The following is a 19,832-nucleotide window of genomic DNA, read 5'->3' as shown; positions in this document are numbered from 1 at the left end:
CTACAACGAGACTAGGTTGGGTTCCCAATCCCGGCAAGTGAGAATCTGTCGTCACCCGCAAACACCTTCGGCCCCTCATATATACATATACCGCACGGACTCTCTTCCAGGTCGTTGTAATCGGTAGCAATCCCCCCGCGGAACCGCAGGGAACGACCGAAACAAAACAAGAGAAGCCGCATCATGAAAACAATGCCTTCAAATGGTGCTTCAAGCGCCCAAAGCACTTTATCCCCTACCACCGTTCAGGTCCATCAGGGTCAACTTCAGGACTATGAACTGTTGTTATCTACTTTGTCCGGAGAAGTTGGTTCGCTAGATCATTTTTCAGAAACGCTACTCAGGCCACGCACTTTTTCACCCCTGGATCAGGAAAACGAAACCGGCCAAGGCGCGTTACAACAATTGCTTGAGGATCCCGACTACCGGGCGTTGTGCCAAAACAACAACGTGTCCCCGCACTACCTGATCGTCACTTTGAAAGATGGGGCCTTTGTCTATGAGACATCAAATCGCGAAGGTGCAAACAAGACCGAACTGACTCTGACAGGAAACGAAAACTGGCAAGCACTTAGAACCCGGATCGAAAAAGCTGCCACTTTGCTGGGCGGACAAATTCGCTATGACCGACTTGTCTCGGCGCCCAGAATTGCCACGTTTTACGGAATGGCCCCGTGGGATCCGACCAACACTATTAAACATCAGGCCGCCATCGACTTCCTTGAAGAAAAGATCGCAAGCTACGAGCTGGGGCTAGAGGAAGATTTCAACCTGCTGGACTTGAAGCCAGCTCAAACGGTAGAAGTCCGACAGGTGTCTCAAGGCGTCATGACAGTGGCCGCCCAAGACGAATTGCGTGCTCAGTTCATGACAGGCGAAATTAAAAATGCCATCCAAACGTTTCTGCCTGATGGGGCCTCGCCGCTGACTTATCTGGCCAAGGACATACTTGTGTCGGCGACGTCTGAAAGGGTTCGTGCCCAGCCAACGGTTTTTCTCAAGAAAATCCTGCAAAGCGCCGAAGCCAATAAGCTGGGAGACCTCTTACTCTCAACGATGGATTGGTACGGCGGAAAACAAGGTGAAGAGGCGTCGGCTCACATTCGCACCAAAGTGGTAGCCAATGCACTGCAGATTTGGTTCAAATCAAAATTCATTGAGTATCCCGACAGAATCGCCGGCTACGACCTGCAATCCCGCTCAAACTGGGGGAAGAGTTATAAAAATATATGGACTGAATTTGAAAAGCACTTGTTAACGTCCCCAAGACAAGCAACTTCGGAAAAAGAAGCCATTGTTATGGCGAGGTTGTTCCTCTGCCAGTTTCCAGCCGAATTCCGTATCACCGACATTCCAATAGATTTGCCTTACAGAAGCTCCGTTGTTTGGGTCAACTTTGTGAGCGGTGTAAATCTCATAAACCATACCGACGCCAAGGCGCTGTACAGAAAAACCTTCCAACAGCTGGTCAATAAACCCTTGAAAATAAGCGAGGGCGCGAAAGAAGATAAACTTCGCGCTGTCGCTCTCGCGAGGCTACTGCCAACAGTGGAGTGGGCGGAAACCCAGGGCTTAATTCCTCAAAAACGACATGAAGAATATACACAGACTGAAACTGACTTAGCTATATCAGAGCTGGACACATACACCAAAGATTTGAACGACGCGCTCAGCAAACTCACTGAAGCGACGCCCGAACGTCTGTCCATTGCAAAATCCGTCATCGATCATGACTTCCCTAAAGTATCTGACAAAGATTCCGTAATCGATTCCTTCTGGAGTGACCATGAACTGGCGGAGCCCGCTCGATACCTTAATTGGGCAAAAAGACATTCGATCATTGACGTCGTCGCGGACAATAACTTTGACAGCGAAAAAACATGGGCAGTTTTAAAAAAAAACAGTAACACCATCATATTTTACATTTGGTTAGACGAAGATAGAAAACTACACACTGGAAACACTTCATCCAGCAAAAAACACAACGCCATTTGCAATACCAAAGAACTATTCAAACAACACTTCGAAGACCACATAACTTCGCTAACCAATGCTTATAAAACACTGATAAAAAGCTTGCTGTCATCACTTGCGTTCTCTGACCGTCAGGCGCTGGAATTGGGAACGCTCAAGATATACACCCTGAGAAAGGAAACGTATAAAGAAGAGGCCAAGCACGAAACGCCTGAAAAAATATTACCGCTCCGCGCCCGTAATGGCCTGCTGTTGGTGACTACATACCGAGGTGTTACCAGCACATTTGAACTGCTGCCAAGAGCCGGAGTTATACGTCGCATCGGCAATCTAGAAACGCAGCTATTGGGCGGTCTACTCAAGTCCGAGACCTGGCACATAGGCATGACCCCCTACTCCGTCGAAGTCGTGCGCCATGAGACATTAAACTTTGACTGGAAAGCTCACTCAACAGGCAGTAAACCGCTGGGTGCAGCGCATTGCGAGGCCATCATCGAACAATTGGGCCACACGTTCATGCCCCCCGGCAGCACTATGGAGAACGCCGACGGACTAGCCCTGACGATAAACTCAAAACGCGGCCAAGAAATCAGTCATTTCATCGCTACCGAATTGCTGTTCGTTGATCCAAAAGCGCTTCACCACGCTGCTTATGGTCAGACAGAGTTTGACCGCGCCGAGGCCTCTCAGAAACGCTTCGAAAATTTCGCCAAGATTCTCGTACCGTTCTGGACGACTATCGAAGACATAACCTCCGATGATACAGAACGTAAGGTGAACGGTGCATTCGGCCTGTCGATGGACCTGGCTTCATTTGGCCTGCCCATCGGCAAACTGGCCTCCGGATCGATAAAACTGCTGGGCAATGCAAGCCGGCTGACGATACTCGCCAGAGTCACTGCATTTGCGTCACTGACTAAAGAGGTGTCGATTTTGGCCCTGCAAGCATTGAATCCGGTTGATGGAGTCGGATCGCTGCTCAAGGCACTGGGATCCCGAGGGGTAAAGTTGGGAAGATCCGGCATTTTCAGAATCAAAACCATGGCGGGTAAGGCCGGCCACTACGAATTTGCTCAGAGCCTGCCACAAATAAGCGATGCGGGCCGCTGGAAACCTTTGTCGAGCGGTGATCGACTCGCGTCAGTCAAAGGCATGGAAGATGTGCCTATACGCAACACCGGTTCCGCTGTATCGCCAGCCTTCCATGCAGTCGATCCCGTTTCAGGCAAACCGTTCGGACCGAGTTTATCCGCGAATGACATATCAATGGGCCCTTCTACTTATCAGCGTATAGGCATTGCGGATAACGAGGAGCTGTATGTAATTGCCGAAACAGCTAAAGTGAGAAAGACATTAGAGATTGATGGTAGAACAACGGTGTTCATCGACAACGTGCCATACCGAAATCATGAAAATGCTTTGTGCCGCGTCGACAACCTCGATGCAAGCAAGAGTCTCAAAACTGTACCTTGTCGTTCTCGCAGGAGCCCTGGAGAGGTCTGTAAAACCAAGTACGTCATCACCAACTTTCCCGCTGAGCGCCCCATCCCAGGCACTTTTATGGATGTTGAGGATAGTTGGGCACCTTGGTTCGGGGACGGCAAATTCACACCCTCGCAACCGACATCAGCTCAATCCCGTCAACTACTGGCGTTTGAAGGAAAAATTTACGAGGTTAGAAACGGCACGCTCACTACTTACAAAGGCAGGCCTGAAGCGATCGGCCTTACGCAAAACAAGCCTATTTCCAAGAACAACATCAACGCCCACCTCGAATTTCAGGAGGGAATCTATGGAGGCTTGAAAGTGACCGGTAGTGCCGAAAAAATCGATGATGTGCATGACGTCGGTGCGCTCGTAGTTTATTCCAAGGACAAAAGACATCGGTATGTATTCGCCAAGCTGAATACGGATGATTACTACATGGTCAAGCTTTCCGCCAGCGAAAGCGTCCAGGGGCCGTTGCAAATGAACAAGGTATCCAAACAACAATTTTTGGAAAATGCGGTCGAACAAGAACTACGACGCGTATACATAGGATCCTTGAATGCGAACAATATGGTGCGCCTTCATGGAAAAGACAAGGTTCATCAGGCGCTGGACAAACTCGATGAATACGCAGTAACCATTGGAGCGCCGGCGAACCCTGCCGATGAACTTCAGCAGTTGACCGTGACAGCCTATCCGGCATCATCATTATTGTTTGATGGAGCGACAAGGGCAATGGCCGCCACACTTCCAGAGGGTGCGAATTTATGGGCCAAAAGTACTATGACACCCCTCGAATTACAGCAAGGCGTTGCGAATAGATTCGACACCCTTTTTTTAAGGAGTACAAGTGACGTCCCCAACAGCACAAAAATTGACCAGGCAATGGCGGATCTACAAAAGCTCCTTCCATCCCATCATCAGCAAAAGCTGCGTAATATCGCTTTTGCCGAAGTCAAAACCGCTGCAGGAAATAATGAAGTTTACGTTAGCGTTTCTGGAGCCGGGAATAACACCAGACACCTCCCCCTGTTCAAGCGAAATTCAGTGGTTAAGTACGATGACTCGACCTATTTCAACGTAGACCAGTTAAGGGAGTCGATAATCCCTGACTCCTTAAAACTATCGAGTGGCGAGGCGTTGCTATCGATCCCTCACCCAATTACCGATCCGTCCCGACCCGACGTTATTCAGCGGGCAACATCCGTAGACAGCGAAAGTAAATTGATCGGTTACATCAGTAATAAATACCCAAATACTGGTGACATAAAATCGATCAACGTTGTCACTACCCTGCCGCCCTGCGACTCGTGCTCAATCATTCTGAAAGGGTTCGGTTTTGATCATGGGGTCGATGAGCTCAACGTGATATGGGGCAAGCGCCCTAATGCACGCCAAACCCAATCCTGACAACCTCAGCAAAAATTCCTGCAGCATTGGCAGCTCTTCGAGCAATCCAAACTAAGTTCAACCCGCTCAGTGTTGCTGCAAATGCCCATACAGCTTGGCGTATAAACCACCATCAGCAATCAATTGCTGATGGTCGCCATCCTCGGCAACCTGCCCTCCATCGAACACCAGCACCCGGTCAGCCTGCTTCACCGCGGATAACCGGTGCGCAATGATCAACGTGGTGCGGTGGCTCAAGAACCGCGCCAGTGCCTGGTGCAGGTTGTATTCGGTGGCTGCGTCCAGGGCGGACGTGGCCTCGTCGAGGATCACCACTTTGGGTTCGGCCAACACCATTCGCGCAATCGCCAGACGCTGGCGCTGCCCGCCGGACAAACGTACGCCGGAGCGCCCGACAATGCTGTCCAGACCATGGGGTAATTCACGCACCGTGTTGTGCAGTTGAGCAATTTCCAATGCCTGCCAGCAGGCTTCGTCGCTGCGTTCGCGGCCCATGGTCAGGTTGGCCCGCACGGTGTCGTTGAACAGCGCCGGATGTTGCAGGACCACGGCGACATTTTCACGCACGGTTTCCAGGCCGATCTCTTGCTGAGTCGAACCGCCGAAACGGATGGTGCCGGCCAGCGGTGTGTACAAGCCCAGCAGCAACTGCACCAAGGTGCTTTTGCCACCGCCACTGGCGCCGACAATTGCGACTTTTTCACCGGGGGCAATCGATAGGTTCATCTGGTTCAGCACCCACTCGTCGCCGTAGCCGAAACTCAGCCCCTGCACTTCGATACCCACTGTGTCGCGCCCTTGAAACGGATCGACACTACCGGCGTATTGCGGTTCATCGGCGCGGGCCAGTAATTCGTTGATTCGCGACAATGCACCGCCAGCGGCGTAAAAGGCGTATTGCAGGTTGAGCAGTTGTTCCACCGGACCGATCATGAACCACAGGTAGCTGAACACCGCCAGCATCTGGCCGATGGACAGGTCGGAAAACAGTACGGTGAGCATGGCCGCGGCGCGGAAAATATCGATGCCGAACTGGAACAGCAAACCGCTGGCACGGTTCGATGCATCGGTTTTCCACTGTGAGTTCACTGCGTAATCGCGCACTTCACGTGCTCGCTGCCCCAGCCGTCCGAGGAAAAAGCCCTGACGGTTACCGGCGCGTACTTCCTGGATGGCATCCAGGGTTTCGGTCAAGGCCTGGGTGAAGCGCGAGGTGCTGTCGTTCTCGAGTTTCTTCAGGTGTTTGACCCGTTTGCCCAACTGCACCGTGGCATAGATCACCAGCGGGTTGAACAGCAGGATCAGCAGCGCGAGTTTCCAGTGCATCCACATCAGGATGGAGGCGGTGCCCACCAGCGTCAGCATGGCCACGAGGAAGCGACTGAGGGTTTCGCCGACGAACTTGTCCAGCGTGTCCAGGTCGGTGACCAGGTGCGTGGTCACCGTGCCGCTGCCCAGGCTTTCGTATTCCCCCAGCGAGATACATTTGAGCCGTTCGATCAGGCGCACCCGAATCCGGTACACGATGTCTTTGGCCAGCGCCGCAAACAATTTCGCCTGCACCACGTTGAACAACAACGCAGCACAGCGCAGTGCCAGGGTCACCAGCAGCATCAGACCAATGTAACCCGCCGCTTTCTGCCAGACGTCGGGCAGCGCGTGGTTCATGATTTTCAGCGCGGCGTCGCCGTGGCCCAGCAGAACTTCGTCCACCAGCAACGGCAGTAGCAAGGGAATCGGCACACTGCACAGCGTTGCCAACACGGCGACGCCGTTGGCGATCCACAGGGATTTTTTATGGTGAAGGGCCAGGCGACGGATTTCCGCCCAGCTCAGACGGTCGACACGTGCCGGGGCTGGAACGTCGTCGGGCTGGTCATGCACAGGCTGCGCGCTCCAGCCAGCGACCGAGCAACGGAGACAACACACTCAATGGCTGATACCCATTGGTCAGCAACGCCAATTGACCATCACGCTCTGCCAGCAAGGTCGGGAAACCGGCAATGCCCAGGTCCTGGACCCAGGTGAAATCGGCAGCCGTCGCGGCATGCATATCGGCACGGTCGAACGCGGCGGCGAACTCGATGCGCGGCAAACCGGCCTGCTCCGCCAACTCCACCAACACGCTGGCGTGGGTGACGTCGCGGCCTTCGGCGTAGAACGCCTGCTGGATCAACCCGAGCAGTGTCCACGCGCAATCCGGTGCCAGGCTGCGCGCCGTCACCAGCGCCCGACACGCAGGTTCGGTGTCGTAGACAAACCCGTCGGGCAGCGCGCCGTCGAACTTGAACGGTTGGCCGGTGGCCTCGGTGACCGCCTGCCAGTGCTCAAGGATGTAACGCCGGGTGGTCGGCTCCAGCGCTGAGCCGCTGCCGGTGCGCAAACCACCGACGATCAAATGCACATCCACCCCCGCTGCCTGCGCCTGCTCGACCAGCGCCTTAGCCACTGGGGCAAAACCCCAGCACCAGGAACACATCGGGTCCATCACATAGAGCAGGCGACGTGCAGACATGGTTCAAGCCTCGGAAGGAGTTTGCTTGTAGTTGTAACCGATCGGGTGCGGCAGGTTGCGCGCCTTGGCCAGTTCGATCTGCTTCTGCCGGTCGATGGCACTGCGACGGGTTTTCTCGCTCAGCTTATCCCAGCAATGCGGGCAACTGATGCCGGCCACATAATGCTCGGATGCACGGTCTTCCACACTGACGGGCGTACGACAGGCATGACATTGATCGTAGTCGCCCTCGCTGAGGTCGTGACGAACGGTCACGCGGTTATCGAACACGAAGCAGTCGCCCTGCCATTTGGTTTCTTCCTGAGGCACCTCTTCGAGGTACTTCAGGATGCCGCCCTTGAGGTGGTAAACCTCGTCGAACCCCTGATTGAGCATGTAGCTCGAGGCCTTCTCGCAGCGAATACCACCGGTGCAAAACATCGCGACTTTCTTGTGCACGGCCGGGTCGAAATTGGCTTTGATGTAGTCAGGGAATTCGCGAAAACTGGTGGTCTTCGGATCGATAGCGCCTTCGAAGGTGCCAATCGAGACTTCATAGTCGTTGCGGGTGTCGATCAACAGCACTTCAGGATCGCTGATCAGCGCATTCCAGTTCTGCGGATCCACATAGGTGCCGACCTTTTTATTCGGGTCTACACCTTCAACGCCCAGCGTGACGATTTCTTTCTTGAGTTTGACTTTGGTGCGGTAGAACGGCTGATCATCGCAGTACGACTCTTTGTGGTCGATGTCGTCCATGCGTGGGTCGTTCTTGAGCCAGGCCATCAGCCCGTCAATGCCTTCGCGGCTGCCGGACACAGTGCCGTTGATGCCTTCTTCGGCGATCAGCAGCGTGCCTTTGATGCCGTTGTCGACCATTGCTTGCAGCAGCGGCTCGCGCAGGGCGACGTAATCTTCCAGGGTGACGAACTTATACAGTGCCGCCACGACAATCTGTTGTGTCATGGGTAATTCTCCAGGTGGCTACCCTCGTAAGGGGTGAACCGGATGCGAAAAAAAACGCGCCGGGTGAGCGGCGCGTTGCGGATTGTAGCAAAGGAGCAGCGGTTAGCGGCAAGCTTCAAGCGGCAAGCCAGAAGCACGATACCCTGAACTTGCAGCTTGCAGCTTAAAGCTGTTTTTGCTGCTTCTCTCCGCCCGCACAGGTCGGCGAGGCCGGGGCCGCGTCGATCTGTGCCCATTCTTGCGGCGTGTAGGTATGCAGCGCCAACGCATGGAACTCGCCCATCAGTTCGCCCAAAGTGCCATACACCTTCTGGTGACGCTTGACGCGATTGAGGCCTTCGAACTGCTGGCTGACTACTATCGCCTTGAAGTGGGTCTGTAACCCACGGCTGTGCATGTGGCTTTCATCCAGCACTTGCAGGTGCTCGGGCTGTAGCAGCCCCAGCGTCGATTCGATGCGTTGTTGCATGGTCATCCCGAACTCCGCTTATGGCTTTTTCTTGGCTGGAGCGGCCGCGTCTTTCGGCGTCAGCTCGGCCGTCATGTCAGCCAGTAATTTGTTGACCACAGGCACCGCGCTTTCGAGCTTGGCTTGAGTCATCTGGGCCGATTGCTGAGTCAGTTGCGGCATTTTCTCCAGGACTTTCTTGCCCAGTGGCGACTGGTAGAACGCCACCAGATCCTTGAGTTCGGATTCGCTGAAGTTGGTGGTGTAGAGCTTGACCATGTCCGGCTTCAGCTTGTTCCAGCCAATGGCTTGATCCAGAGCGGCGTTGGCCTTGGCCTGGTAGGTTTCCAGCAAGGCTTTTTTCGATTCAGGGGCTTTGGTCTGTTCAAAGCGCTGAGCGAACATTTGCTGCACTTGCATATACACCGGAGTGCCCAGTTTGTCAGCGTGCGCCAGGGTCAGGAAAGCTTCGGCACTGGCGTTGTGGCTGGCGGTATCGGCAAAAACCTGGCCGCTGGCGCAAACCAGTGCAACCGCGGTACAGATGGCACGAAGACGAGTCATCGAGTTTCCTTTTCTAGCAGGCGAGGCAAAACCTCAAGGGCGTCCATTCTGCACCTAAAAAAGTGTGTCACTCAACCCCAAGCCTTGTCGCGCCTGATTTAGAGGGGGTGAACGGTCAAATTCCAGACTGATGGAACCACGGCCGGCGATCACGGCCTAAACTGCGCTATCAGACCAACAGGAGTGTGCATGATGAGCCGTATCGAAACCGACAGCCTGGGCCAGGTAGAAGTCCCGGATGATGCTTACTGGGGCGCTCAGACGCAACGCTCGCTGATCAACTTCGCCATCGGCAACGAGCGCATGCCGCTGGCGGTGCTGCATGCCCTGGCCCTGATCAAGAAAGCCGCGGCGCGCGTCAACAATCGCAATGGCGACCTGCCCGCCGACATCGCCCGCCTGATCGAACAGACTGCCGACGAAGTGCTCGACGGCGATCACGACGACCAGTTCCCGCTGGTGGTCTGGCAGACCGGCAGCGGCACCCAGAGCAACATGAACGTCAACGAAGTGATCGCCGGTCGCGCCAACGAACTGGCCGGCAACCCGCGCGGTGGCAAGACTCCGGTGCACCCCAACGATCACGTCAACCGTTCCCAGAGTTCCAACGACTGCTTTCCCACGGCCATGCACATCGCGACGGCTCAGGCGGTGCAGCAGCATTTGCTGCCGGCGATCAGCGAGTTGTCTGGCGGGTTGGCGGAGTTGTCCGCGCGGCACATGAAACTGGTCAAGACCGGTCGTACCCATATGATGGACGCCACGCCGATTACCTTCGGCCAGGAACTCTCGGCGTTCATCGCACAACTGGATTACGCCGAGCGGGCGATCCGCAGTGCGTTGCCGGCCGTCTGTGAGCTGGCTCAGGGCGGCACGGCGGTGGGCACCGGATTGAACTCGCCCCACGGGTTTGGCGAAGCGATCGCGGCCGAACTGGCCGCCCTCTCCGGCCTGCCGTTCGTGACCGCCCATAACAAATTCGCTGCCCTGGCTGGTCACGAACCGTTGGTCACCCTCTCCGGCGCACTGAAAACCCTTGCCGTGACCCTGATGAAAATCGCTAACGATCTGCGTCTGCTGGGCTCCGGGCCGCGAGCAGGGTTTGCCGAAGTGAAACTGCCAGCCAATGAACCGGGCAGTTCGATCATGCCCGGCAAGGTTAACCCGACCCAGTGCGAAGCGCTGTCGATGCTGGCCTGTCAGGTATTGGGCAACGACGTCGCCATCGGTTTTGCCGCCAGTCAGGGCCACCTGCAATTGAACGTGTTCAAACCGGTGATCATCCACAATCTGCTGCAATCGATCCGCTTGCTGGGCGACGGCTGCAGTAACTTCCAGCAGCATTGCATCGCCGGGCTGGAACCGGATGCTGAAAAAATGGCAGAGCATCTGGAGCGAGGCTTGATGCTGGTGACGGCGCTGAACCCGCACATCGGCTACGACAAATCGGCGGAGATTGCCAAGAAGGCTTACAGCGAGGGGCTGACCTTGCGCGAGGCGGCGTTGCAGCTGGGGTATCTGACGGATGAACAGTTTGATGCGTGGGTAAGGCCGGAGGATATGTTGGAGGCTGGCAAGCAGGGGTGAATCGCCACCACCCCTGATCGTTCCCACGCGCAGCAAAGGAATGCCTCAATGGACGCTCTGCGTCCGCTCTTGGGACGCAGAGCGTCCCTGGCTGCATTCCTTTGCTGCGCGTGGGAACGATCATTCAACCGCCATTTTGGTCTTTCTGGCCCTGAGCCCCGCCATCAACGACGGCCCCAACGCCACCAGCGCCGACCCAAACACCACCAACACCGCACCGCCATAACCCAGGCCATTGATCTGTTCGGACTGCACATACGCCGGCCATAACCACGCAGCCACGGCCACGGCGGCAAAGGTCACCAGCGGCGTGATCGCCAGCGTCGCACTGACCCGCGAAGCCTCCCAATGGGCCAGCGCTTCGGCGAAGGCGCCATAAGCGATCAACGTGTTCAAACAGCACGCCAGCAGCAACCAGCCTTGCAGCGGGCTCAGTTGCAGCGCTTCCAGCGGATGCACCCATGGCGTCAGCAACAGGGCGCAGAACAGGTAAATCACCATCATCACCTGCAACGAATTCCACACCGTGAGCAACTGCTTCTGGCCCAAGGCATAGAAGGTCCAGACCGTGGATGCCAACAGCACCATCAGCACACCGGCGGTGTAATCGGTCAGGGAGGTGAGCAACTCACTCAAACGCTGATTGAAGAACAGCGCAAAGCCGATCAGCAGCACCAACAGGCCAATCCCCTGCCCCACGCTGAACCGCTCCTTGAACACGAACAGACTGGCGATCAGCAACATGATTGGCCCCATTTGCACCACCAGTTGCGCGGTGCCGGCGCTGAGCAGGTTCAGGCCCATCAGGTACAGCACGTAGTTGCCGACCAGTCCGAGCACCGCCATCAATACCAGCCAGCCACCGCGCGGGCCGAGAACTTTGCGACTCGGCAGGCGTTGGGTCGCTGCCAGATAAATGAACAGGCAACCGCCGGACACCAGCAGGCGAAACCAGGTCACCGTCACCGGGTCCATCACCAGCAGCACTTGCTTGAGCTTGATCGGCAGGATTCCCCACAGCAACGCGGTCAGCAAGGCCAGGCACAGACCATAAACCCAGCGACCCGATGAAATATGCATGCTGACCCCGAAGCCGATTGGCGAAAACGGTCATTCTAGGCTCAGACCGGGGCGCGACACAGGGACAGTTGCCGACGGGCCGCGAATGAAACTGTGCAGGTCGCACCCTGAAATTGACGACATGCCGTCGATCAGCTGGCCAGGCGTGGCAAGTGGTTCATGCATAAGCTCATTGAAACCGTCACCCGCAGGAGATCGCCCATGTACGGCATGCGCGCCCAAGACAACGCCCCCGCCACCCACTTTCGGTGTGACCGGTTGTGTCGTGTGAATGGAGAGCTGTATTTCACCACGCGGGAACATACGCTGGAGGGGCCTTTTGAAAACCAGGAGGCAGCGGTGCGTGAGATTCGGGCGTATATCGAGCGGATGCAATCTTGTGCATGAGCATGTCATCGAGGTGACTTGCACAATGGCGACGAATTGCCGGCGGTCACCGAGCCGTCTTCGGCAAACACCGCAGCCATCGGTTCAGCGTTTGCGTTTTTGCCGTTTTTTCTCGCGTTTGTCGGACTTTTCGAAGGCCTCTTCCAGCGCCTGATTGAGGGTGCGCAGAACCTTGATCCGCGCCCAACGCTTGTCGTTGGCTTCCACCAGCGTCCAGGGCGAAATCTCGGTGCTGGTGCGATCGACCATATCGCCGACCGCGACGCGGTAATCGTCCCATTTGTCGCGATTGCGCCAGTCGTCTTCTGTGATCTTGAAGCGCTTGAAGGGAATCTCTTCGCGCTCCTGGAATCGCTCCATCTGAGTCTGTTTGTCGATGGCCAGCCAGAACTTGACCACGATCACGCCGGCATCGGCAATCTGCTCTTCGAAGTCGTTGATCTCACCGTAGGCGCGCATCCAGTCCGCCTTGCTGCAAAAGCCTTCTATGCGTTCCACCAGCACCCGACCGTACCATGAACGGTCGAATACAGTGAATTTGCCCCGCGCCGGAATATGCCGCCAGAAACGCCAGAGATATGGCTGCGCCCGTTCCTCCTCGGTAGGCGCGGCGATCGGCACGATGTCGTACTGACGTGGGTCGAGCGCCGCGGCCACCCGACGGATTGCCCCGCCCTTGCCTGCCGCATCGTTGCCTTCGAACAACGCGATCAACGCGTGGCGACGCATGCGTTTATCGCGCATCAGCCCGGAAAATCGTGCCTGCTCGGTAATCAGTTGCTCTTCGTAATCGTCCTTGTCCAGCTGCAGGGTCAAGTCCAGGCTGTCGAGCAGATTCACTTGATCGACGCTGGGGAACAAGGGCGCTGCGCTGACTTTGTGCGGGTGAATCCTGGGTCTCTTCAGCGCGCTCTGCAGGCCCTCGAGCAATATCTTGCCGACCGTCAGACTGCGATAGTGCGCATCCACACCGGCGATCACATGCCACGGCGCATAGTCGCGGCTGGTGCGGCGCAGCACCCGTTCGCCGTACTTCACGAATTTGTCGTAAGTCTCGGATTGTTGCCAGTCCAGCGGGCTGATGCGCCAGCTGTGCAGCGGGTCATCGGCCAGCGCCTTGAGCCGCGCTTTCATTTGTTTTTTGGAGAGGTGAAACCAGAACTTGAAGATCAACGCGCCTTCGTCGCACAGCATCTTCTCCAACCGCTCGGCCCCGTTGATGCTTTGATCGAGTCGCGGATCCTTGAACAAACCATGAACCCGTCCTTGCAGCATCTGGCTGTACCAGTTGCCGAAGAAAATCCCCATGCGGCCCTTGGCCGGGAGCATCCGCCAGTAGCGCCAGGCCGGTGGTCGCGCCAGTTCTTCGTCGGTCTGCTGGTCGAACGTGCGCACCTCGATCAGACGCGGGTCCATCCATTCATTGAGCAGCTTGACTGTCTCGCCCTTGCCGGCGCCTTCGATGCCGTTGATCAAAATGATCACTGGAAAGCGTTGTTGCTGCCGGAGTTCAAACTGCGCTTCGAGCAAAGCCCCACGCAAGGCCGGCACTTCGGCGTCATAGGTTTCTTTGTCGATGGCATGACCGATTTCGGCGGATTCGAACATAGAGAGCAGCTCCTTCCAGGATTGAGCAAGACTAGCGGATTGACTGCTCATGTGTAGGACAAATCAGTCTTTGAGGCTGATACAAATCCTGTGGCACTTGCCATGGATCAAGCGCCGCAGCAGCGATCGGCTAGAATGGCCACCTTGCCGTTACCGAGCCTGCCATGAAACCTGTATTGCCCCACGCCCAGCTCGACTGGGACGACCAAGGTCGCCCGCGTTCACGGGTGTTCGATGATGTGTATTTTTCCGACCTATCGGGCCTTGAAGAAACCCGTTACGTGTTTCTGGAGCAAAACGATTTGCGTGACCGCTTCGCCGCCTTGCCGGTGGATGGTCGACTGGTGATTGGCGAGACCGGTTTCGGCACCGGGCTGAATTTTCTCTGTGCCTGGCAGTTGTTCGAACAGCACGCGGTGGCCGGTGCGCGGCTGCATTTTGTCAGCGTCGAAAAATACCCGCTGAGCGCGCCCGATCTGCAACGGGCCTTGACCTTATGGCCGGAGCTCAAGCCGTTTGCCGATCAATTGCTGGCGCAATACGTGGCGATTCATCAAGGCTTTCAACGCTTGGTGCTGGACAACGGCCGCGTCACCCTGACCTTGCTGATCGGCGATGCACTTGAGCAATTGCCGCAACTGGATGCGCAGATCGACGCCTGGTTTCTCGACGGTTTCGCTCCAGCGAGAAACCCCGACATGTGGACCGCCGAATTGTTTGCCGAACTGGCTCGCCTGGCGGCACCCGGCTCGACCATCAGCACCTTCACCAGCACCGGCTGGGTGCGCCGCCTGTTGAACGCGGCGGGCTTCAAGATGAAGCGCACGCCAGGCATTGGTCATAAATGGGAGATCCTGCGGGGTACGTTCCTCGGTTGGCCTGAAGACGTAGCCCTGCCTGCCGCGACAAAACCATGGTTCGCTCGCCCACAACCGCTGACCGGCGAACGCCGCGCCTTGGTGATCGGCGCCGGGCTGGCCGGTTGCGCGAGTGCCGCCAGTCTCGCCGCGCGGGGTTGGCAAGTGAGTTTGCTGGACCGCCACGAAGCACTGGCGCAGGAAGCCTCGGGCAATCCTCAGGGCGTGCTGTACCTCAAGCTTTCAGCCCATGGCACCGCGTTGTCGCAATTGATCGTCAGCGGTTTTGGCTACACCCGACGTCTGCTCGAACAGCTGCAGCGTGGCGTCGACTGGGACGATTGCGGAGTCTTGCAACTGGCCTTCAATGCCAAGGAAGCCGAGCGTCAGGCGCAATTGGCCGCGGCCTTTTCACCGAGCCTGGTGCACCCGCTCGATCAACCCCAGGCCCAAGCCAGGGCCGGCATCGAATTGGCGCACGGCGGCTTGTTCTACCCTGAAGGCGGCTGGGTTCATCCGCCCGCGTTGTGCCAGTGGCAGGCGTCCTCCACGAACATCCAGTGGCTGCCCCATCGCGAGGTGCTGGAACTGCGCAAGGTCGATGATCAGTGGCAGGCCTGGGACGGTGATGCACTGCTGGCCAGCGCGCCCGTGGTGATTCTGGCCGGTGCCGCCGAGATCAAGCGTTTTCCACACAGCGCCGACCTGCCCCTCAAACGCATTCGCGGCCAGATCACCCGACTGGCGCAAACCCCCGAAAGCCAGAGCCTGGCGACCGTCGTCTGCGCTGAAGGCTACGTGGCACCCGCACGCTTGGGCGAACACACACTCGGCGCCAGCTTCGATTTCAAAAGCGATGAGCTGACCCCGACCGTCGCCGAACATCTCGGCAACCTGGCGTTGCTCGAGGAAATATCCACTGACCTGGTCGCCCGTCTGCATGTTCCAGACCTGGACCCGCAACAGCTTGAAGGGCGCGCGGCATTCCGCTGTACCAGCCCGGATTACCTGCCGATCGTCGGACCGTTGGCTGAACAAGTCGCCTTCGCCGAGGCCTATGCCGCACTGAGCAAAGATGCCCGGCAAGTGCCCGATGCTCCCTGCCCATGGCTCGAGGGGTTTTACGTCAATAGCGGTCACGGTTCTCGCGGTTTGATCACCGCGCCACTGTCTGGTGAGCTGTTGGCGGCATGGCTTGAGAACGAACCTTTGCCCTTGCCGAAAGCGGTGGCTGAGGCTTGCCATCCCAACCGTTTTGCCTTGCGCCAATTGATCCGCGGAAAAGCCTGACGCGTAGCCTTATAACTTATCGGTCTAAAACTCCAGGGATTCACATGGGTCATGTTTCCGGGTACCCGCCGTTTTTGGCGAGGTACCGATTGACCCTCCCCAACGGAAAAACCGGTAAGGACTTATGTGCGGATTAGCTGGAGAATTACGTTTCGACCATCAACCTGCGGACCTCGCAGCCATTGAACGAATCACCCATCACCTGGCCCCTCGCGGTCCTGATGCGTGGGGCTTCCACAGCCAGGGGCCGATTGCCCTGGGCCATCGGCGCCTGAAAATCATGGACTTGTCGGACGGCTCGGCACAGCCGATGATCGACAACCAATTGGGCCTGTCCCTGGCCTTCAACGGCGCGATCTACAACTTCCCGGAACTGCGCACCGAGCTGGAAAGCCTCGGTTACGCCTTCTATTCCGGCGGCGACACCGAAGTGCTGCTCAAGGGTTATCACGCCTGGGGCGAAGCCCTGTTGCCCAAACTCAACGGCATGTTCGCCTTCGCGATTTGGGAGCGCGACGCCAAGCGTTTATTCATTGCCCGCGACCGTCTCGGCGTAAAGCCGTTGTACCTGTCGCGCACCGGTCAACGCCTGCGCTTTGCCTCGGTTCTGCCGGCATTGCTCAAGGGCGGCGACATCAACCCGATCCTCGATCCGGTGGCGCTCAATCACTATCTGAACTTCCATGCGGTGGTCCCGGCCCCGCGCACGTTGCTGGCGGGCATCGAAAAGCTGCCCCCGGCGAGCTGGATGCGCATCGACGCAGACGGCACCACCGAGCAGAAAACCTGGTGGACCCTGCCCTACGGCCCACACGCCGACGAGCTGAACCTGACTCTCGAAGACTGGCGCGACCGCGTGCTCGACAGCACCCGTGAAGCGGTGACGATCCGTCAGCGGGCGGCGGTGGATGTCGGCGTGCTGCTTTCCGGCGGCGTCGATTCGAGTCTGTTGGTGGGCCTGTTGCGCGAAGTCGGGGTCGAAGACTTATCGACCTTTTCCATCGGTTTCCAGGATGCCGGCGGCGAGCGCGGTGACGAGTTTCAGTACTCGGACTTGATCGCCAAACACTACGGCACCCAACACCATCAACTGCGCATCGACGAGAAAGAGATCATCGAGCAACTGCCCGCGGCGTTCCGCGCCATGAGCGAGCCGATGGTCAGCCATGACTGCATCGCGTTCTATCTGCTGTCTCGCGAAGTGGCCAAGCACTGCAAGGTGGTGCAAAGCGGTCAGGGCGCGGACGAATTGTTCGCCGGTTATCACTGGTATCCGCAGGTGGACGGTGCGAGCGATCCGTATGCCGCGTATCGCGATGCGTTTTTCGACCGCAGCTACGCCGACTACGCCGCCACGGTGCAGCCTAAATGGTTGACGGCTAACGACGCGGCCGGCGACTTCGTGAAGGAACATTTCGCTCAGCCCGGCGCCGACGCAGCCGTGGACAAAGCCCTGCGTCTGGACAGCACCGTGATGCTGGTGGATGACCCGGTCAAGCGGGTCGACAACATGACCATGGCCTGGGGCCTGGAAGCGCGTACGCCGTTTCTCGACTATCGCCTGGTGGAGTTGTCGGCGCGAGTACCGGGTAAATTCAAATTGCCGGATGGCGGCAAGCACGTCTTGAAAGAAGCGGCGCGGCTGGTCATTCCGAGTGAAGTGATCGACCGCAAAAAGGGTTACTTCCCGGTCCCCGGCCTCAAGCATTTGCAGGGCGACACGCTGAATTGGGTACGTGAACTGCTGCTCGATCCGAGTCAGGATCGTGGCCTGTTCAACCCCGCCATGCTCGACCGCCTGCTGACCGATCCGCAAGGTCAACTGACTCCGTTGCGCGGCTCCAAGCTGTGGCAATTGGCAGCCCTGAACCTGTGGCTCAGTGAACAAGGAATCTGATCGATGAAACCTCACGCCACGGCTTACAGCCAACGCTTGTTGCGCGGTCAGGCGCCCTCCTACGAACGTTTGCAGGCGCGTCTGGCCGAAGACGGCAGTGAATTGGGCGCCGCGCCAATCGCGGTGCATTGCGGCTGGGGGCGGTTGCTGATCGGCCATACTTTTCCCGATGCGGCGAGCCTTGCCCAAGAGCTGCTCAATGAGCAGCCCGGTGAGAGGGACATCGCCTTGTACGTGGCCGCTCCCCAGCAAGTGCTGGGGCTGGAGCCGGCTCAGCTGTTTCTCGACCCGTCCGACACGTTGCGCCTGTGGTTCAGCGATTACCGCCAGGCCACCCGGGTGTTTCGCGGTTTTCGCATACGTCGGGCGCAAAGCGAAGCGGACTGGCAGGCCGTCAATCAGCTGTATCAGGCACGCGGCATGCTGCCGATTGATGCGAGTTTGCTGACGCCTCATCACCAGGGCGGCCCGGTTTATTGGCTGGCCGAAGATGAGGACAGCGGCGCGATCATCGGCAGTGTCATGGGCCTGAATCATCACAAAGCCTTCAACGACCCGGAAAACGGCAGCAGCCTGTGGTGCCTGGCGGTCGATCCGCAATGTTCCCGCCCAGGCGTCGGTGAAGTGCTGGTGCGGCACTTGATCGAACACTTCATGAGCCGTGGGCTGAGCTACCTGGACCTGTCGGTGCTGCACAACAACCGTCAGGCGAAAAGTCTTTACGCCAAGCTCGGTTTTCGCGCCTTGTCGACCTTCGCCATCAAGCGCAAGAACGGTATCAACCAACCATTGTTCCTCGGCCCTGGCCCCGAAGCCGAGTTCAATCCATATGCGCGAATCATCGTCGAGGAGGCTCACCGGCGCGGTATTGAAGTGCAGGTGGATGACGCGCAAGCCGGCCTGTTCACCTTGATTCACGGCAGTCGTCGGGTGCGTTGTCGCGAATCCCTGAGCGACCTGACCAGTGCCATCAGCATGACGTTATGCCAAGACAAAAGCCTGACCCACAAGGTGCTGAAAAACGCCGGTCTCAAGCTGCCCGCCCAACAACGGGCGGGGAGCGCGGACGACAATCTGGCGTTTCTCGACGAGCACGAACGGGTGGTGGTCAAACCGCTGGACGGTGAACAGGGCCAAGGTGTGGCGGTGGATTTACGCACCCTCGATGAGGTCCGGCAAGCCATCGAAAGCGCTCGTAAATTCGATAGTCGAGTACTGCTGGAAAGCTTTCACGAAGGCCTCGACTTGCGGGTTCTGGTGATCGGCTTCGAGGTGGTCGCGGCCGCCATTCGCCGGCCGGCGGAAGTGGTGGGCGATGGTCAGCATTCCATCGGCGTGCTGATCGAGGCCCAGAGCCGTCGCCGTCAGGCGGCGACCAGCGGTGAAAGCAAGATTCCGCTGGACCATGAGACCCAGCGCACGTTGCAGGCTGCGGGTTATGACTACAGCAGCATTCTGCCGGCCGGCGAGCATCTGTTCGTGCGGCGCACGGCGAACCTTCATACCGGCGGCATTCTTGAGGATGTGACTGCAATCCTGCATCCGGCCTTGGTGGATGCGGCGGTACGCGCGGCGCGGGCGCTGGATATTCCGATGGTCGGGCTCGACCTTATGGTGCTGGCCGCTGATCAGCCGGAGTATGTGTTTATCGAAGCCAATGAGCGCGCCGGGCTGGCCAACCATGAACCGCAGCCGACGGCCGAGCGGTTTGTGGATTTGTTGTTTGCGCATAGTCAGCCGGTGGTCTAGCCCCCTCATGATCGTTCCCACGCTCCCGCGTGG

Annotated in this window: 13 protein-coding genes; 6 read left to right on the top strand and 7 right to left on the bottom strand. The window is 57.7% G+C overall.

Annotated elements, in window-relative coordinates:
• The first annotated feature begins 183 nt into the window (after positions 1 to 183).
• A complete protein-coding gene (locus LOY56_RS07250) occupies positions 184 to 4,872 on the top strand; it encodes a deaminase domain-containing protein (protein WP_258620756.1) in 4,689 nt (1,562 codons plus the stop codon).
• Positions 4,873 to 4,938: 66 nt separating this feature from the next.
• Here the strand turns inward: LOY56_RS07250 and LOY56_RS07245 are convergent, their stop codons facing one another.
• From LOY56_RS07245 to LOY56_RS07225, 5 genes are all read right to left on the bottom strand, one after another.
• Positions 4,939 to 6,756, bottom strand: coding sequence for an ABC transporter ATP-binding protein (locus LOY56_RS07245; protein ID WP_258620754.1), 1,818 nt, complete (start codon positions 6,754 to 6,756; stop codon positions 4,939 to 4,941).
• Entirely contained in the window at positions 6,749 to 7,351 is a 603-nt protein-coding gene (locus tag LOY56_RS07240; RefSeq protein WP_258622581.1) for a DsbA family protein, read from the bottom strand. The genes LOY56_RS07245 and LOY56_RS07240 overlap by 8 nt, the downstream gene beginning before the upstream one ends.
• A gap of 39 nt (positions 7,352 to 7,390) precedes the next feature.
• Positions 7,391 to 8,332 carry a rhodanese-related sulfurtransferase gene (locus LOY56_RS07235; RefSeq protein WP_258620753.1) on the bottom strand — a complete coding sequence of 314 codons (942 nt, stop codon included), beginning with the start codon at positions 8,330 to 8,332 and terminating at the stop codon, positions 7,391 to 7,393.
• 163 nt (positions 8,333 to 8,495) lie between these two features.
• Positions 8,496 to 8,807, bottom strand: coding sequence for a BolA family transcriptional regulator (locus tag LOY56_RS07230; RefSeq protein WP_258620752.1), 312 nt, complete (start codon positions 8,805 to 8,807; stop codon positions 8,496 to 8,498).
• Between the two features lie 12 nt (positions 8,808 to 8,819).
• On the bottom strand, positions 8,820 to 9,344 hold the full coding sequence (locus LOY56_RS07225) for a DUF2059 domain-containing protein (RefSeq protein ID WP_054593477.1): 525 nt from the start codon (positions 9,342 to 9,344) through the stop codon (positions 8,820 to 8,822).
• Positions 9,345 to 9,536: 192 nt separating this feature from the next.
• Here LOY56_RS07225 and LOY56_RS07220 point away from each other — a divergent pair, with 192 nt between their 5' ends.
• Positions 9,537 to 10,931 carry a class II fumarate hydratase gene (locus tag LOY56_RS07220; RefSeq protein ID WP_258622580.1) on the top strand — a complete coding sequence of 465 codons (1,395 nt, stop codon included), beginning with the start codon at positions 9,537 to 9,539 and terminating at the stop codon, positions 10,929 to 10,931.
• Positions 10,932 to 11,051: 120 nt separating this feature from the next.
• Here the strand turns inward: LOY56_RS07220 and LOY56_RS07215 are convergent, their stop codons facing one another.
• Complete coding sequence (locus LOY56_RS07215) at positions 11,052 to 12,011, bottom strand: DMT family transporter (protein ID WP_258620751.1); 960 nt, start codon at positions 12,009 to 12,011, stop codon at positions 11,052 to 11,054.
• Between the two features lie 201 nt (positions 12,012 to 12,212).
• Between LOY56_RS07215 and LOY56_RS07210 the strand changes: the two genes are divergently transcribed.
• Entirely contained in the window at positions 12,213 to 12,398 is a 186-nt protein-coding gene (locus tag LOY56_RS07210) for a DUF6316 family protein (protein ID WP_258620750.1), read from the top strand.
• An 84-nt stretch (positions 12,399 to 12,482) separates the two neighbouring features.
• Here the strand turns inward: LOY56_RS07210 and pap are convergent, their stop codons facing one another.
• Positions 12,483 to 14,006, bottom strand: coding sequence for a polyphosphate:AMP phosphotransferase (gene pap / locus LOY56_RS07205; protein WP_258620749.1), 1,524 nt, complete (start codon positions 14,004 to 14,006; stop codon positions 12,483 to 12,485).
• Between the two features lie 164 nt (positions 14,007 to 14,170).
• Here pap and mnmC point away from each other — a divergent pair, with 164 nt between their 5' ends.
• The 3 genes from mnmC to ngg all read left to right on the top strand — a co-directional run bounded on the left by mnmC (position 14,171) and on the right by ngg (position 19,799).
• Positions 14,171 to 16,153: a bifunctional tRNA (5-methylaminomethyl-2-thiouridine)(34)-methyltransferase MnmD/FAD-dependent 5-carboxymethylaminomethyl-2-thiouridine(34) oxidoreductase MnmC gene (mnmC, locus tag LOY56_RS07200; protein WP_258620748.1), complete on the top strand. Its 1,983-nt coding sequence runs from the start codon at positions 14,171 to 14,173 to the stop codon at positions 16,151 to 16,153.
• Between the two features lie 124 nt (positions 16,154 to 16,277).
• A complete protein-coding gene (locus LOY56_RS07195) occupies positions 16,278 to 18,050 on the top strand; it encodes an N-acetylglutaminylglutamine amidotransferase (protein WP_258620747.1) in 1,773 nt (590 codons plus the stop codon).
• A 3-nt stretch (positions 18,051 to 18,053) separates the two neighbouring features.
• On the top strand, positions 18,054 to 19,799 hold the full coding sequence (ngg, locus tag LOY56_RS07190) for an N-acetylglutaminylglutamine synthetase (RefSeq protein ID WP_258620746.1): 1,746 nt from the start codon (positions 18,054 to 18,056) through the stop codon (positions 19,797 to 19,799).
• Positions 19,800 to 19,832 lie beyond the last annotated feature (33 nt).

The sequence above is a fragment of the Pseudomonas sp. B21-048 genome, assembly GCF_024748615.1.
Taxonomy (GTDB): Bacteria; Pseudomonadota; Gammaproteobacteria; order Pseudomonadales; family Pseudomonadaceae; genus Aquipseudomonas.
This window is presented reverse-complemented; position numbering and strand designations above follow the sequence as displayed.

Coding starts and splice junctions, on each gene's coding strand:
- LOY56_RS07250 (WP_258620756.1), top strand. CDS start 184: ATGAAAACAATGCCTTCAAATGGTGCTTCAAGCGCCCAAAGCACTTTA.
- LOY56_RS07240 (WP_258622581.1), bottom strand. CDS start 7,351: ATGTGTTCCTGGTGCTGGGGTTTTGCCCCAGTGGCTAAGGCGCTGGTC.
- LOY56_RS07235 (WP_258620753.1), bottom strand. CDS start 8,332: ATGACACAACAGATTGTCGTGGCGGCACTGTATAAGTTCGTCACCCTG.
- LOY56_RS07230 (WP_258620752.1), bottom strand. CDS start 8,807: ATGACCATGCAACAACGCATCGAATCGACGCTGGGGCTGCTACAGCCC.
- LOY56_RS07225 (WP_054593477.1), bottom strand. CDS start 9,344: ATGACTCGTCTTCGTGCCATCTGTACCGCGGTTGCACTGGTTTGCGCC.
- LOY56_RS07220 (WP_258622580.1), top strand. CDS start 9,537: ATGAGCCGTATCGAAACCGACAGCCTGGGCCAGGTAGAAGTCCCGGAT.
- LOY56_RS07215 (WP_258620751.1), bottom strand. CDS start 12,011: ATGCATATTTCATCGGGTCGCTGGGTTTATGGTCTGTGCCTGGCCTTG.
- LOY56_RS07210 (WP_258620750.1), top strand. CDS start 12,213: ATGTACGGCATGCGCGCCCAAGACAACGCCCCCGCCACCCACTTTCGG.
- pap (WP_258620749.1), bottom strand. CDS start 14,006: ATGTTCGAATCCGCCGAAATCGGTCATGCCATCGACAAAGAAACCTAT.
- mnmC (WP_258620748.1), top strand. CDS start 14,171: ATGAAACCTGTATTGCCCCACGCCCAGCTCGACTGGGACGACCAAGGT.
- LOY56_RS07195 (WP_258620747.1), top strand. CDS start 16,278: ATGTGCGGATTAGCTGGAGAATTACGTTTCGACCATCAACCTGCGGAC.
- ngg (WP_258620746.1), top strand. CDS start 18,054: ATGAAACCTCACGCCACGGCTTACAGCCAACGCTTGTTGCGCGGTCAG.